This window comes from Corynebacterium riegelii, assembly GCF_016728505.1.
In the GTDB taxonomy this organism is placed as follows: Bacteria; Actinomycetota; Actinomycetes; order Mycobacteriales; family Mycobacteriaceae; genus Corynebacterium; species Corynebacterium riegelii.
In genome coordinates this window covers 2,214,517-2,229,055 of record NZ_CP068159.1, presented here as the reverse complement: position 1 = coordinate 2,229,055, position 14,539 = coordinate 2,214,517, and the positions used below count along the sequence as shown (strand labels likewise).

At 60.4% G+C, this 14,539-nt stretch carries 13 protein-coding genes; 8 read left to right on the top strand and 5 right to left on the bottom strand.

What is annotated here, in order from left to right; genetic code table 11:
• The first annotated feature begins 4 nt into the window (after nt 1-4).
• From dxr to map, 5 genes are all read left to right on the top strand, one after another.
• A complete protein-coding gene (gene dxr, locus I6I71_RS10625) occupies nt 5-1,201 on the top strand; it encodes a 1-deoxy-D-xylulose-5-phosphate reductoisomerase (protein WP_201820935.1) in 1,197 nt (398 codons plus the stop codon).
• The gene (locus I6I71_RS10620; protein ID WP_201820933.1) at nt 1,202-2,410 is read left to right on the top strand and encodes a M50 family metallopeptidase; all 1,209 of its coding nucleotides are present in this window, start codon (nt 1,202-1,204) and stop codon (nt 2,408-2,410) included.
• Between the two features lie 10 nt (nt 2,411-2,420).
• Entirely contained in the window at nt 2,421-3,584 is a 1,164-nt protein-coding gene (ispG, locus tag I6I71_RS10615; protein WP_052203828.1) for a flavodoxin-dependent (E)-4-hydroxy-3-methylbut-2-enyl-diphosphate synthase, read from the top strand.
• A 61-nt stretch (nt 3,585-3,645) separates the two neighbouring features.
• Complete coding sequence (locus tag I6I71_RS10610) at nt 3,646-5,457, top strand: penicillin-binding transpeptidase domain-containing protein (RefSeq protein ID WP_201820932.1); 1,812 nt, start codon at nt 3,646-3,648, stop codon at nt 5,455-5,457.
• A 10-nt stretch (nt 5,458-5,467) separates the two neighbouring features.
• The gene (gene map, locus I6I71_RS10605) at nt 5,468-6,367 is read left to right on the top strand and encodes a type I methionyl aminopeptidase (protein ID WP_201820930.1); all 900 of its coding nucleotides are present in this window, start codon (nt 5,468-5,470) and stop codon (nt 6,365-6,367) included.
• A gap of 69 nt (nt 6,368-6,436) precedes the next feature.
• Here map and I6I71_RS10600 read toward each other — a convergent pair whose 3' ends face one another.
• The 4 genes from I6I71_RS10600 to I6I71_RS10585 all read right to left on the bottom strand — a co-directional run bounded on the left by I6I71_RS10600 (nt 6,437) and on the right by I6I71_RS10585 (nt 9,973).
• On the bottom strand, nt 6,437-6,823 hold the full coding sequence (locus I6I71_RS10600) for a hypothetical protein (protein WP_201820921.1): 387 nt from the start codon (nt 6,821-6,823) through the stop codon (nt 6,437-6,439).
• Between the two features lie 44 nt (nt 6,824-6,867).
• On the bottom strand, nt 6,868-7,287 hold the full coding sequence (locus I6I71_RS10595; RefSeq protein ID WP_201820919.1) for a hypothetical protein: 420 nt from the start codon (nt 7,285-7,287) through the stop codon (nt 6,868-6,870).
• Nucleotides 7,288-7,589: 302 nt separating this feature from the next.
• Nucleotides 7,590-8,999, bottom strand: coding sequence for a mycothione reductase (mtr, locus tag I6I71_RS10590; RefSeq protein WP_201820917.1), 1,410 nt, complete (start codon nt 8,997-8,999; stop codon nt 7,590-7,592).
• Nucleotides 8,981-9,973: an alpha/beta hydrolase gene (locus I6I71_RS10585; protein ID WP_201820915.1), complete on the bottom strand. Its 993-nt coding sequence runs from the start codon at nt 9,971-9,973 to the stop codon at nt 8,981-8,983. Before I6I71_RS10585 ends, mtr begins: the two co-directional genes overlap by 19 nt.
• Before the next feature lie 100 nt (nt 9,974-10,073).
• On the opposite strand from I6I71_RS10585, the gene mqo reads away from it, so the two are divergent.
• The gene (gene mqo, locus I6I71_RS10580) at nt 10,074-11,585 is read left to right on the top strand and encodes a malate dehydrogenase (quinone) (protein ID WP_201820913.1); all 1,512 of its coding nucleotides are present in this window, start codon (nt 10,074-10,076) and stop codon (nt 11,583-11,585) included.
• 24 nt (nt 11,586-11,609) lie between these two features.
• On the opposite strand, the gene I6I71_RS10575 is transcribed toward mqo, so the two are convergent.
• The gene (locus tag I6I71_RS10575; RefSeq protein WP_201820911.1) at nt 11,610-12,803 is read right to left on the bottom strand and encodes a protein adenylyltransferase SelO family protein; all 1,194 of its coding nucleotides are present in this window, start codon (nt 12,801-12,803) and stop codon (nt 11,610-11,612) included.
• A 24-nt stretch (nt 12,804-12,827) separates the two neighbouring features.
• On the opposite strand from I6I71_RS10575, the gene cobA reads away from it, so the two are divergent.
• Nucleotides 12,828-13,568, top strand: coding sequence for a uroporphyrinogen-III C-methyltransferase (gene cobA, locus I6I71_RS10570; protein ID WP_052203847.1), 741 nt, complete (start codon nt 12,828-12,830; stop codon nt 13,566-13,568).
• Nucleotides 13,552-14,511: a class I SAM-dependent methyltransferase gene (locus I6I71_RS10565; RefSeq protein ID WP_201820909.1), complete on the top strand. Its 960-nt coding sequence runs from the start codon at nt 13,552-13,554 to the stop codon at nt 14,509-14,511. The genes cobA and I6I71_RS10565 overlap by 17 nt, the downstream gene beginning before the upstream one ends.
• Nucleotides 14,512-14,539 lie beyond the last annotated feature (28 nt).

Genomic DNA, 14,539 nt, shown 5'->3' with positions numbered 1-14,539 from the left:
AACAATGGCGGGTGTGAGACGCATTCTGATTCTGGGTTCAACAGGCTCTATTGGTACGCAGGCGCTTGAGGTTATTGAGGCTAACCCTGCTGATTTCGTAGTCGCGGGTATCGCGGCTGCGGGAAGTCAACCGCAGGCGGTCATTGACCAGGCACGTACGCATGGCCTTGCACCCGATCAGGTTGCCGTGCAGCGAGAAGACGCTGCGCAACAGGTCAGTGAGGCGCTTGGCGGGGAAGTGATCTCGGGCAAGGAAGCTGCACGCGAACTTATTAAGAAGCACGAAGCAGACGTGGTGCTCAACGCGCTTGTGGGCGCGGCGGGGCTGAGCTCAACGCTCGCGGCGTTGGAGACCGGCGCGGTGCTGGCGTTGGCTAACAAGGAATCTCTCGTTGCCGGTGGCTCGCTGGTGCTGGACAAGGCACGCGAGGGCCAGCTGGTGCCGGTGGATTCGGAGCACTCGGCGATGGCGCAGTGCCTGCGAGCAGGCCACCCGGAGGATGTCGCGCGCTTTGTGCTTACGGCTTCTGGTGGGCCCTTCCGTGGCCGCACGCGTGAGCAGATGATGGGGGTGACCCCGCAGGAGGCTGTGACACACCCGACGTGGTCCATGGGCACGATGAACACGATCAACTCAGCAACCATGGTCAACAAAGGCCTGGAGCTGATTGAGGCGGCGATGTTGTTCGGGATCGATCCGGACATTATTGATGTCACCGTGCACCCCCAGTCCGTGATCCACTCCATGGTGACGTTTGTGGACGGTGCATCGATCGCGCAGGCCTCCCCGCCGTCGATGAAGATGCCGATTGCGCATGCGTTGGCGTGGCCGCGTCGTGTAGCAAAAGCTCAGCCCGCACTCGATTTCGCCCAGGCGCACACGTGGACCTTCGAACCCTTGGATGCCGAGGCGTTCCCGGCGGTGGAGCTTGCGCGTGAGTCGGTGAAGCGCGGCGAGCCGTACCCGGCGGTGTACAACGCGGCGAATGAGGTTGCAGTGGATGCGTTCTTCGCCGGACGCATCGCGTTTCCGCACATTGTTGATGTGGTGGCGCAGGTGCTTTCGCTTTTCGACGCTGACGGCAACCACCCCCGACCCCCAACCACCGTCGAAGCCGTTTTGGAGGCGGACGCGCGTGCGCGCAGTTTGGCTGCCGAGGTGATTGCAACAATCGCCGCTGGCGCGAAGGCGGATGCGTAGGTGGGCGCGCTTGGCATAGTGCTGTTCGCGCTGGGTATTGCGGTGTCGATTGCGCTGCATGAGGCGGGGCACATGTTTACGGCGCGTGCGTTTGGCATGCGGGTGCGCCGGTATTTCATTGGGTTTGGCCCGACGGTGTGGTCGACAAAACGCGGGCACACTGAGTACGGCATTGCTGCACTGCCGTTTGGTGGCTTTTGTGACATCGCGGGTATGACGGCGCTGGATCCGGTGACGGAGGATGAAGCGCCGCACGCCATGGTGAATAAGCCGTGGTGGCAGCGGGTGATCGTCATGATTGGCGGGATTGTGATGAACCTGCTGATCGGCGTGGTAATCATCTATATGGTGGCCACGATGTCGGGGATTCCTAACCCGTACGCGGACCGCACACCAAGGGTGGGTGAGCTGACGTGTACATCCGATCAGGTGGATGAGCAAACGCTTGCGCCGTGTACTGGGCGCGGCCCTGCGTACGAGGCGGGGTTGCGCTCAGGCGATGCGTTGGTTGCGGTAGACGGTGAAGCGATCACTGCGTTTGCGCAGTTGCGTGATTACGTGATGACTCGCCCAGGTGAGACCGTGGACGTCACAGTTGAGCGAAATGGTGAGCACAAGGACTTCGCAGTGGAGGTCCAGGCGGTCAAGCGCTTAAACCCGCAGACTGGCCAGGAGGTAGAAGCTGGCGCAATCGGTGTGGGCCTGGCACCGGTGCCGGATGCGATGAAGCGCTTCGGACCGGTTGAGGCAGTCCCGGCTACCGCGAAGTTCACCGGTGAGATGTTGGGCGCCACCGTTGATGGTTTGATTGCGTTTCCGGGCAAGATCCCGGGTGTTGTGGCATCCGTATTCGGTGCGGAGCGTGACGTGGAGGGCCCAATCAGTGTCATCGGCGCGTCGCGTACCGGTGGCGAGCTTGCGGCAAACAGCCTGTGGCCGGTGTTCTTCCTGATGCTGGCCAGCCTGAACTTCTTCCTCGCGCTGTTTAACCTGGTGCCGCTGCCGCCTTTGGATGGTGGGCATATCGCGGTGATTTTCTACGAGAAGATCCGGGACTTCTTCCGGCGCCTGCGCGGCCTGCCACCTGGCCCGCCGGCGAACTACGAAAAGCTCATGCCGTTGACCTACACAATCGCAGGGCTGCTTTTGGTGGTTGGTGTGCTTGTTATGGCGGCGGACGTGGTGAACCCCGTGAAGCTTTTGGGCTAAGGTAAACCGCATGAATCTCCCCATCGGTTTAGGTATTCCAGAAGGCCCGCCGCCGACGTTGGCGCCGCGCCGCAAGACGCGTCAGCTGATGGTTGGTGGGGTAGGCGTTGGGTCGGACCACCCGATCACGGTGCAGTCCATGACCACGACAAAGACGCATGACATTAACGCCACGCTGCAGCAGATCGCGCAGCTGGCCACCGCGGGTTGTGACATTGTTCGTGTCGCTTGCCCGAAGACGGTGGACGCGGAAGCGTTGCCGGCGATTGCTGCAAAGTCGCCGATTCCGGTGATTGCAGATATTCACTTCCAGCCGAAGTACATCTTCGCCGCCATCGATGCGGGCTGCGCCGCAGTTCGCGTGAACCCGGGCAACATCAAGGAGTTTGACGGCCGCGTCAAGGAAGTGGCTAAGGCTGCGGGGGATGCAGGTATCCCGATCCGTATTGGCGTCAACGGTGGCTCCCTGGACAAGCGTCTACTGGAGAAGTACGGCAAGGCCACCCCGGAGGCGTTGGTGGAGTCCGCGATTTGGGAGGCCGGCTTGTTCGAGGAACACGGCTACGGCGATATTGCGATCTCTGTGAAGCACTCTGACCCGGTGCTGATGGTGGAGGCCTACCGTCAGCTGGCAGAGAAGACGGACTACCCGCTGCACCTTGGTGTGACGGAGGCAGGCCCGAAGTTCATGGGCACGATCAAGTCTTCCGTGGCGTTCGGTGCGCTGCTGTCGCAGGGTATCGGTGACACGATCCGTGTCTCCCTCTCCGCAGACCCGGTGGAGGAGATCAAGGTGGGTGATCAGATTCTGCAGTCGCTGAATCTGCGCCCGCGCAAGCTTGAGATTGTCTCCTGCCCGTCCTGTGGCCGCGCCCAGGTGGATGTGTACAAGCTGGCTGAAGAGGTCACCGCAGGCCTTGACGGCATGGAGTTCCCGCTTCGTGTGGCCGTGATGGGCTGTGTTGTCAACGGTCCCGGTGAGGCTCGGGACGCGGATCTCGGCGTGGCTTCCGGTAACGGCAAGGGCCAGATCTTTGTCAAGGGTGAGGTTGTGGAAACCGTGCCGGAGTCCAAGATTGTGGAGACCCTGATCGCTCACGCGCTGCGTATTGCTGAGGAGCAGGGCCTGGAGGAAGTGGCCGGCGCTAAGGCGGAGGTCAAGGTTACGCGCTAGACGCGTTCCGACATGTTTGTGGCAGCGCCGGGGATCCCCTCGGCGCTGTTACGTTTTTCTCATGCGCCGCCTTATTGCCCTGTTTAGCTGTCTGTTTCTCGCAGTGGTGCTTGCGGCATGCACACCGAGGCCCGACTCGGCAGAGCCGGTAGCGAAGGCTTTTTTGAAAGCGCTTGAAGAGCGCGCCGAGTTTGGCAAGATTATCGACGATCCGTCGACCGCCCAGTCCGCCGCCGAAACCACCTGGGAGGGCTTGCAAGCGGAGTCGCTTGAAACAACGCTGACGGAGGTAAGCCAAAGCGAGGCGATTGCCACAGCGACTTACCGCATGGCCTGGCAGCTTCCGCGTGAGCGTGAGTATGCCTATGACGCGCACATGACGCTTACCCAGTCCGCAGAGGGATGGCAGGTGCGCTGGCAGCCGTCTGCGATCCACCCGAAGCTGGGAGCCCACCAGCATTTGGAGCTGCGCGCAATCCCGGCCCGCCCGGCCAGTGTGGTCTCCTCCGATGGCGCAGAGCTGCTCCGTCCCGGCGTGGCCTACCGAGTGTTGGTGGAACCCAAGGGCATCAAGAGCGTGCCGCAGGCTGCCCAGCGCATCGCGACAGCCCTTGCGGCAGCACATGAGGTTGATAGGGCCGTTCCGCTTCATAGCGCTGCGTCGCTCACCCAAGCCCTTTCTTCCACCCAATCCACGTATTCGGCAGCCCTGATTCCCGCCACCGCTAAGGACGCCTTCGAGCAAGCCCTCGGCGGCGAGGCGGGCGTGCGGCTTAACGAGGAAGCCGCAATGGTTAACCTTGACCCCGGCTTCGCACCGGACATCATGGCGCGTATTGCCACGTTGGTGGGTGATGATCTGGATGGTGACCCGGGCTGGAGCGTATCCGTAGTCAACGAAAACGGTGTGGCCTTTGAACAGGTTGAGCGTGTGGATCCGGCGCCCTCGCCAGCAATCCAGGTCAGTCTGGACCGTGCCGTGCAGCGCGCCGCGGAGCAAGCGCTAGAGCCGGTCGCTGGCCGCGAGGCAATGATTGTGGCAATCCGCCCCTCCACTGGTGGGATCTTGGCGGTCGCCCAAACTCCGGCGGCGGACAAGAAGGGCAACCTGGCCACGATGGGCCAGTACCCGCCGGGCTCCACGTTCAAGATCATTAGCGCCGCAGCAGGCTTGGAGCGCCAATCGCTGACTCCGGATTCCATCGTCCCGTGTCCCGGCACGATGAACATTTACGGTCGCACGGTGACCAACTACGCCGGTTTTGGCATGGGCAGCGTGCCGTTACAGACAGCGTTCGCGCGTTCCTGCAACACCACGTTCGCGGACATCTCCACCAAACTGGCACCCGGCGAGCTCCAAGAGGTGGGCAAGCAGTTCGGACTTGGCCTGGACATGATGATCCCGGGTTTGGACACCATCACTGGCTCCATCCCGGTGGGCGAGACCCCGCTGGAGCGCACTGAGGCCGGCTACGGCCAGGGCTATGATTTGGCAAGTCCTTTTGGTATGGCTCTGGTTTCTGCGACGGCTGCGCGCGGTGAGATGCCGGTTCCATTCCTGCTGCCGGGGGAGGAGACGAAAGTCAACGAGCATGTGGACAAGCCTCGCCCTGAGGCGATGGAGCAGCTGCGCCAGATGATGCTTGCGGTGACCTCGCCGGGAGGAACGGCGAGTGGGCTTACCTCGCTTGGGGACGTCCGTGGTAAAACCGGCGAGGCCGAAATCACCGGCGGATCGCATTCGTGGTTTACGGGCTACCGGTCTGACGATGACATTGCGTTTGCCACCCTTGTTGTGTTGGGCGGTGGTTCTGAGACTGCTGTGGCGCTGACGCAGACCATGCTTGCAAACCTGGATGCGGCAAGGGGCTAACATTGATCGCATGAATCAACGCGGAAAATTGACCCCAGGTAAGCCCACCCCGATTAGGAAAGTGCCCGCGTCGATTGAGCGGCCGGAGTACGCCTGGAAGGACGAAGTCCAGGAGAACGTGGGGGAGCCGTTTGTGCAGACCCCAGAGACCATTGAGGCGATGCGCGAGACGTCCAAGATTGCGGCCAATGCGTTGGCGATTGGCGGTGCAGAGATCAAGCCAGGTGTGACCACGGACTACGTTGATGGCGTGATCCATGAGTACCTGCTTGATCACGGCGCGTACCCGTCTACGCTGGGGTACCGCGGCTTCACAAAGTCCAGCTGCATTTCGCTCAATGAGATCGTTTGCCATGGCATCCCGGATACGACGGTGATCCACGAGGGCGATATCGCCAACATAGACGTCACTGCGTACAAGAACGGCGTGCATGGCGATACGAACGCGACGTTCTTTGCCGGCGAGGTGGCCCAGGAACACCGTGATCTTGTAGACCGCACCTATCAGGCCATGATGCGCGGCATCAAGGCTGCGAAGCCGGGACGCCAGGTGAATGTGATTGGTCGCGTTATTGAGTCGTACGCGAAGCGCTTCGGCTACAACGTGGTAACGGATTTCACCGGCCACGGCGTGGGCACCACCTTCCATAACGGCCTTGTGGTGCTGCACTATGACTCAGACGCGTACACGGACATCCTTAAGCCGGGTATGACACTGACAATTGAGCCGATGATTAATCTCGGCGCGTTGCCTTACGACGTGTGGGATGACGGCTGGACCGTCCAAAACCGCGACGGTGAGTACACAGCCCAGTTTGAGCACACGATCCTGATTACTGAGGACGGCAATGAGATCCTCACCCTCCCAGACGCTGATGTAGCTGCTGGCCAGCACATGCTGGGGGAGTAGTCCTCAGCAAACAGAAAAGCTCCCACCCAATCGAGTGGGAGCTTTGTTATCGCTTACAGCGGGGAAAGCTTAGAGCTTGATCCAGCCGTTGTAGGAAGCGTAGTTAACGCCAGCGATGATCAGGCCGATAACAGCACCGATTGCGCCAACGATGGAGGAGTCAACCCACCAGCGAGCCCAGTCCGGAACACCGTTAACGTCGGTCTTCTCGCCGAAGTGGTCGGTAGCGAAGTAGTTCTTGTCCTTGTGCTCGGAGTTCGGCCAGTTGCCGTCATCCTTGCCTTCAACCTTCTGCTTGCCAGCGAAGATCAGGTCCTTCTTCTCGGTGCTCTTGTCCTCGGTGGTTGTGGAGGAGCTGGTTTCTTTCTGCTCATCAGCGGTAGCGACGGTTGCGCCACCAAGAACCAGAGCTGCTGCGGTAGCGGATGCCACGGCTGCGTTGCGGAAGTTACGCATGTTTATCCTTCTTTCGAATATCTAGGTTGTTTGGAGGCTACGACTTAGAAAGACGGGCCGTGGACGAAGAAGTTGTACGCCGGGCCGAAGACGAGGCCGACGAGCGCGCTAACGAAGGTAGCGATGCCACCAACGAAGAGCAGCTTGTAGATCGGAGCCTGCTCGGTCCAACCCTCGCCACCGAAGAATGCGTCGTAGTCGGTGCCGATTGCCTGGCCGTCCTTGTGGGCGCCCAGCTTGCCACCAACCTTGGTGGAACCGGTCGCCGGCTTGTCACCGTTGGTCGGCTTGGTCGGAGCCTTCCACTCCTTGGACTCCTCGTTGCCGTTGGAGTTGGAGCTGCTGCTCTGGTTTTCGCTGGAGTTGCCGGGGTTCTCGTCAGCTGCGGTTGCGACTGCGGTGGAGCCGAATGCCACAGCAACGGCGGTGGCGCCTGCGAGGGCGGCCTTCTGGAACTTGCGCATGAAACAAATCCTTACTCGTAGTACTTGTAGGACGTCCACAGTAAAGCAGGAGCTTCACCCTGGAGGCTCTCGGTAGGAAGTGGCGGCTCCCTTGTGCCGAGCGTCGCGGACCATGTTAGCAAGTAACTTGGAGCGCGGCGCAACCTAACGCCTAAAATTTTGCCAGAGTTCTCTGACTTAAAAATTGTGGGCTGGACTTAGTAACGCCAGTGTTCTAGCTGGCGATACTCATGCTTCAGTAGCAACATCACCTGCCCCTATTTCGGGGGTGATTCAAACTTAGAAAGTTTTGCTCATGTTGTTTACGCATCCACAAAATCGAGTTCGAGACCCAATATTGCGTTCTCAGTAACCTCCGGCAACGCAGGGTGGATCCAGTACTGTTTGCGGGCAACCTCGCGCAGATCAAGATTAAACGCCATGATCGTGATCGCTTGCTGGATGAGCGAGGACGCCTGGGGGCCCATGTAGTGCGCGCCAAGTAGGCGGCCGGTGGCCTTGTCGGCGATCAGCTTCACAAGGCCCGTGGTGTCTTCCAGTGCCCAGCCGTAAGCAACGTCGCCGTAGCGTTGCACCTTCACCGTCACGTCATAACCCTGCTCGCGCGCCTGGTCCTCGTTGAGACCAACCGTGGCAATCTGCGGGTGAGTAAATACGGCGTAGGGGACATGCTCGTGCGGCATCGTGCGCTGCGGCGCCTTGCCCTCAAACTGCGACACAATGTTCGCAGCCACCGCGCGGGCCTCCGCATTGGCTACGTGCTTGAGCTGATACGGGGAGGAGACATCGCCAAGCGCCCACACACCTTCAGCGGTGGTGCGCCCAAACTCATCAACCTTGATACGGCCATCCGGGTGGAGCTCGACGCCGCCATCTTCGGCGCGAAGCTCGTCGCCGTTGGGAATACGACCGGTGGCAAGGAGGAGGTGTTGGGCGGGCAACGTCGTGCCGTCGTCAAGCGAAAGCTCAATGCCGTCTTCCGTGTTGCGGGCGGAGGTAATGCTCGAGTGAACAACGTTGAAGCGTTCGGAGGCGAGCTCATTGAAAGCGTCCCGAATCGTAGGATCCAAGGAGCGAAGCATCTGCGAGCGGCTCACAATGGTCACCTTGGTGCCCAGCGCATCAAAAACGTGGGCGAACTCCATAGCGATGAAACCGCCGCCGACAATAATTAAGGACTCTGGGAGCGCATCGAGGCGCATGATGTCCTCATTGGTGTGATAGTTCACGCCCTCAGCCCACTCGGGGATGCGGGGGCGCGACCCGGCTGCAATTAGAACCTGATCCGCCGTAATAGTCGCAGGGCCATCTGCGGTGCCGGTGGCGATGGTGCGCAGGCCGGTGAAATAGGCAGGCTGGTCGTAAACATCCACGTTCGGGCATTCGTCTGAACGGCGGTACTCCTCGCCGCCAGCGGCGATCAGGTCAATGCGGTTGGCAAATACGCGGTCTTTGATTGCATCCCAATTAGCACCTTTATATTCCAAGCTAATTCCAAGGCGATCAGACTCGCGCGGCGTGTAGGCCGCATCGGCGGCCAGCACGTACATCTTGGTAGGGATGCAGCCGACATTCAGGCAGGTACCGCCAAAGGCACCCTTCTCCACGATTGCAACGCGCTTGTTGTCAAAGCGCTCGTCCAAAATCGTGTTACCGGAGCCAGTGCCAATAATAATGAGGTCATAGTGCGTATTCACAAAGTCTCCAACCATTCTGCAGTTGTCTTAAAAGCTACTTCTCGGGCAAAAGATTCAGAAAGAAAAACGTCATGCCGTGCACCCTCAATCGTCTTAACAGTTGAGGTGTGAGACAGTGTCGGAGCCCATCTTTGGATCTGCTCCACGTCCAACACCGTGTCTGCAGTATCCGCGGCAGGGGAATAGTCCTTACCTAAATAAGAGTGCGCTGAGACAAGCGTCAGCGTAGGCACACCAGCATCAATATCGCCGGCGTGAATCTGTTGCTGTCCCTTATTAACAGCGCGGATCCAACCAAAGTATTTCCGATGACCGTAGACCGGCTTCATTGCAGTATCGAAGTGCCACTCACCATGCTTGCTGTGGTGAATAGATTCGCCATAGGTACCTAAGTTGTCCTGCGGTAGCGGCAACAGCGGAAGGTAGCGGCCCAAAGTATTGATGATGGGACGGGCAATGGTTACAACAACGGGGTGATATTGCAGATCGAGCCAGGGGCTGTTGAGCACCATCCCGGCGATGTGGGAGTGACGTTTCGGATCTTCGCGGCGCAAATAATCCAGCCACAGTGGGGCAATCAAACCGCCGGTGGAATGTGCGAAGGGAATGACCTTTTGTGATGCAACCTCACTGACAATGATGTCAAGCGCTGCGTTGAGCTCCGGGTAGTAGTTGGCGATATCCCGGGTGTAATGCCAACGCTGTCCAGCCTTCCGGGCGCGGCCGCAGCGGCGCAGATCAACCGCATAAAACGGGAAACCAAGCTCGGTAAAGTATTCCGCCACGTGCGTTTGGAAGAAGTAATCGCTCATGCCGTGAATCCACAACAGTGCAGGCTTGTTCGGATCTGCCTTCTTGTTTCCGGCGCTTGCCTTGACCACTACCGCCTGGACCGTTTTGCCAGTGTCCGGGTCCTTGCCTAGATCAAGCGTGGCCTGTTCATAATCCGGGCCGAGAATATCTGGGCAAAAAGATGTGGTCTGACTCATGTGGCCAATACTAGCCGCGAGCGTCAAACTACAGCGTAGAGTGGAAAAGCGCTAGTGTTGATTAAGCACAAAATTTCAAGAGATGAGAAGGTGGCTTGGTATGGCTAACAAGAACTACGACGATGAGGTGGATGTCCTTCTTGTAGGAGCCGGCATCATGAGCGCCACCCTGGGCGCAATGCTGCACGCCCTGGAACCGGAATGGTCGCAGGTAATCTACGAACGTCTTGATGGTGCGGCACAAGAGTCCTCCTATCCGTTTAACAACGCAGGTACCGGCCACTCGGCACTGTGCGAGTTGAACTACACCCCGGAGAAGAACGGCCGCATTGATGTATCCAAGGCGATGAACATCAATGAGAAGTTCCAGCTGGCACGCCAGTTCTGGTCCTACAGCATTGAAAACAATGTGCTGAAGGATCCGCGCGAGTTCATCAACCCTGTCCCGCACGTGTCCTTCGCACAGGGCGAAGACCAGATTGGCTACCTGAAGCGCCGCTTCGACGCGCTGAGCGTCAACCACATGTTCCCGGAGATGCAGTTCACCGAGGATCCCGCAAAGTTCACCGAGATGCTGCCGTTGATGGCCAAGGGCCGCGACTTCGACGCTGAGCCGGTTGCCGTCTCCTGGACCGATGTCGGCACCGACATTAACTACGGCGCACTGACCCAACAGTTCATCGACTCCGCGAAAGCTTCCGGTACCGAGGTTCGCTTTGGTCACGAAGTAACCAACCTCAAGCGCGAGGGCAACTTCTGGAAAGTCACCGTGAAGAACGTGCACACGGGCGACAAGAAGGTCACTCGCGCACGCTTCGTCTTTGTCGGAGCCGGCGGCTATGCACTGGACCTACTGCGCAAGGCTGGTGTCCCAGAGGTTCACGGCTATGCGGGCTTCCCAATCTCCGGCATGTGGCTGCAGACCACCAACCAGGAACTCGTGGAGCAGCACCAGGCGAAGGTCTACGGCAAGGCCAAGGTTGGCGCCCCTCCGATGTCTGTCCCGCACCTGGACCTGCGCGTGGTTGACGGCAAGCAGTCCTTGCTGTTCGGCCCGTACGGTGGCTGGACTCCGAAGTTTATGAAGAAGGGTTCCTACCTGGACCTGTTCAAGTCCATCCGCCCAGACAACATCCCATCCTACCTGGGTGTTGCCGCCACCAACTTCAACCTGGTCACCTACCTGGTTGAAGAGGTCTTCCGTAACTTTGACGGCAAGATGGACGTCCTGCGCGAGTACTACCCGGACGCAGATCCGAAGGACTGGACCGAGGTTGTTGCTGGCCAGCGTGTGCAGGTGATCAAGCCGACCGCTGCTCCGCGCTTTGGCTCACTCGAATTCGGGACCGCACTGGTCAACGATCAGAGCGGCAGCATCGCCGGTATCCTCGGCGCATCTCCGGGTGCATCGATTACCCCAGCTGCCATGCTGGAGCTGCTTGAGCGTTGCTTCGGTGAGCGCATGATCGAGTGGGGCGATACCCTCCACCAGATGTTCCCGACCTACGGCAAGTCCCTGAAGCGCGACAAGGCCGCCTACGACGAGCAGTGGGCATGGACCCAGAAGACCCTGCAGCTGGAGCAGGAGCGTCACCTGGACGGCTCGAAGTAAGCAGCTGCGGGATCCCAGCGCAAGCTAGGTACCGCAGAACGTTCGAAACGGGAAGGCGCCTTCGGGCGCCTTCATCCATTCCGGGCCAGCCTCCGGGTTGAACGGGTCCTGGGTTGCGCGCGCCAGTTCCAGAAACGGTTCGAGGTTGCTGTTTCGTTCCGCCTCCACGATGGCGCGCTCCAGCATGCCGTTGCGTGGCCCAAACACGATGCCGTTGAACTCAAAGAGGTCCTCTGCCGCAGCAAGCTCTTCGGGGTTGGGCACTTCGGCATTCCAGGCGGCGTCCCAACGCTGCTGCGCCTGACCAAGAATCGACTGGGCCGTGTCTTGATCCATCACCCCAAGCAGTGCCTCCGCTAGGCGGGCCACGTTCCACACCGCGATCGATGGCTGGTGACCAAAACGGTAGCGGCCCTGGGCGTCGATGGAGGAAAACACCGCGTCCGGGTCATACGTCTCAGTAAAGGCGCATGGGCCGTAGTCGATGGTCTCACCGGATAGTGCCGCGTTATCCGTGTTCATCACCCCGTGGACAAACCCAATGCGCATCCATTTGGCTACCAACGCAAGCTGGGAATTGAGCGTGTGTTCCAAAAGCGCGACAGGGGAGTAGAAGCCAGCTGCGCGGATGACCTTTTCCACCAACTCCGTGGACTGCGTTGCGGCGTATTGCACCGAACCGATACGCAAGTGACTTTTGGCTACACGCACCACAATGCCGCCGGGTACCCCGCCCTGCCTACGAATCACATGCTGGCCGGTGCTGAGCACCGCCAGCGAACGCGTCGTCGGAATACCCACGGCGTGCATGAACTCTGAAACCAGGTACTCGCGCAGCATCGGCCCGATCGCACCAGCGCCGTCGGAGCCAGGGCGAGAAAACCCAGTCAGGCCCGAGCCCTTGAGCTGGATTTCGTAGCCGCCCTGGTCGCCGGTGGTGGGAAGGTTGCCGAGGAGGGTGGCGCGGCCGTCGCCAAGCAAGGGCACAAACTGGCCGAACTGATGGCCGGAGTAAGCCATGGCATGACCACCCTGGGAACCGGCAAGCCACTGCACTCCGTCATGACTGCGCAGCCATTCGGGGTTCAACCCAAGCTCTCGCGCGAGCGCCTCATTGAGCACCACTAGCTGCGCGTTGGCAAAGGTAGTGCCGGGCTGAGGTTGTGCCATCTCGGGCAGCATTTCTGCGAGCGTGTGGGCAAGCTGCGGTTGGTTCATGCCACCACCCTAGACTTGAGCCCTATGAGAAACGGTCACATCACCCTTGTTGGCGGCGGTCCCGGTGCCTGGGACCTGCTGACTATTCGCGGCCTGCGCGCCCTGGAGGCGGCAGACGTGATTCTTGCAGACCACCTCGGGCCCGCCGCGGAGCTGTCGCAGTTTCTCGACCTTGAAGGCAAAGAGGTCGTCGATGTAGCCAAGCTGCCGTACGGCCGGCAGGTGGCGCAAGAGCGCATCAATGAGCTGCTCGTGCAGTACGCGCGCGAGGGCAAGCAGGTGGTGCGGCTCAAAGGCGGTGATCCGTACGTGTTCGGCCGCGGGTTTGAGGAGCTCCAGGCCTGTGCGGCTGCCGGCTTGGAGTGCTCGGTGGTGCCCGGGGTGACCTCTGCGGTGTCGGTGCCGGCTGCGGCAGGTGTTCCGGTGACCCAGCGCGGAGTCACACACGCGTTTACGGTGGTCTCCGGGCACTTGCCGCCGGGGCACGCGAAGTCCCTGGTGGACTGGGGAGCATTGGCTCAGGTCGGGGGCACGATTGTGGTGGTGATGGGCGTGCGCAACGTCCGCGCTATTGCCTCGGCATTGCTTGAAGCCGGCCTTGCACCGCAGTGCCCGGCAGCGGTGATCCAGGAGGGTGAGACCGCAGCGCAACGCGTGTTCTTCGCCACCGCCGACACGCTTGCCGATGTCATGGAGGAGCACTCCGTGACCAACCCCGCCGTCTACGTCTTTGGGGAGGTAGCTGGCCTTGCGCACGCTGGATAGCTTGATTTGGGAGCTTTCGCTTGACGACGCCACACGCCCGCCATCGCATGCGCTGATCTGCCAGGATCCGACGCTTGATCTCACACGCGCGGCGATTGAAGCTGGCGCGTCGGTGACGTTTCTGGATCCGGACTACGCGCGCTGCCAGGAGGCTGCCGCACTGGGTGCGGCGGTGGTGGGGGATCAGCGCCTAGATGCCTATCTGGCGGGGTCTTCGGGACAGGTTGTTGCTCTGGGAGAGATGCCGAAATCCCTTGCGCGCTTGGACTATCTCGCGCGCTCTATTGCTGGCGCAGGTTTCTCAGATGTGCGTTTGGTGCTGGGTGGCAACAATAAGCACCTGTCGCGCGGCATGAACGCGGTGCTTGAAGAGTCCTTTACGTCCGTTGCAGCCTCCCGTGGCCGCGGGAAGTTCCGCTGCCTCGTTGCTGCTGGCCCGCGCGATGTGACCTACGAGCCAGTGATGGGCGATGGGCTTGTGGCCATCGGTGGTGTGTTTTCCGGGGCGAAGCCGGACCGAGGCGGAGAGCTGCTGCGGTCTTGTTTGCCTGCTAATCCCGGACGTCTGCTGGACTTCGGCTGTGGCAACGGCTCTGTTTCCCGTGGTCTTGGTGGGGTGGCCACCGATGCTGATGCGGACGCCGTGCTTTCCGCGCGCGCCATCGGCCTGGAGGTCACGTGGGACGACGCCGGCTCGCGGTTTGCCGATGGCTCCTTTGACACCATCGCGCTCAACCCGCCGTTTCACGACGGTAATGCGGTTGACGCGACGTTGGTGCAGCGGTTGCTGGATGCGTCGAAACGCATGCTCGCCCCCGGAGGGGCCCTGTACATGGTGCACAACTCGCACCTGCGCTATCGGCCGGAAGTTCAGCGCCGCTTCGACTCAGTGGAGCAAGTGGCGCGGGATAATACCTTTACGGTGCTTCGGGCGACACCATAAATGTGGTACCCTTTTGCGGTACGACAGT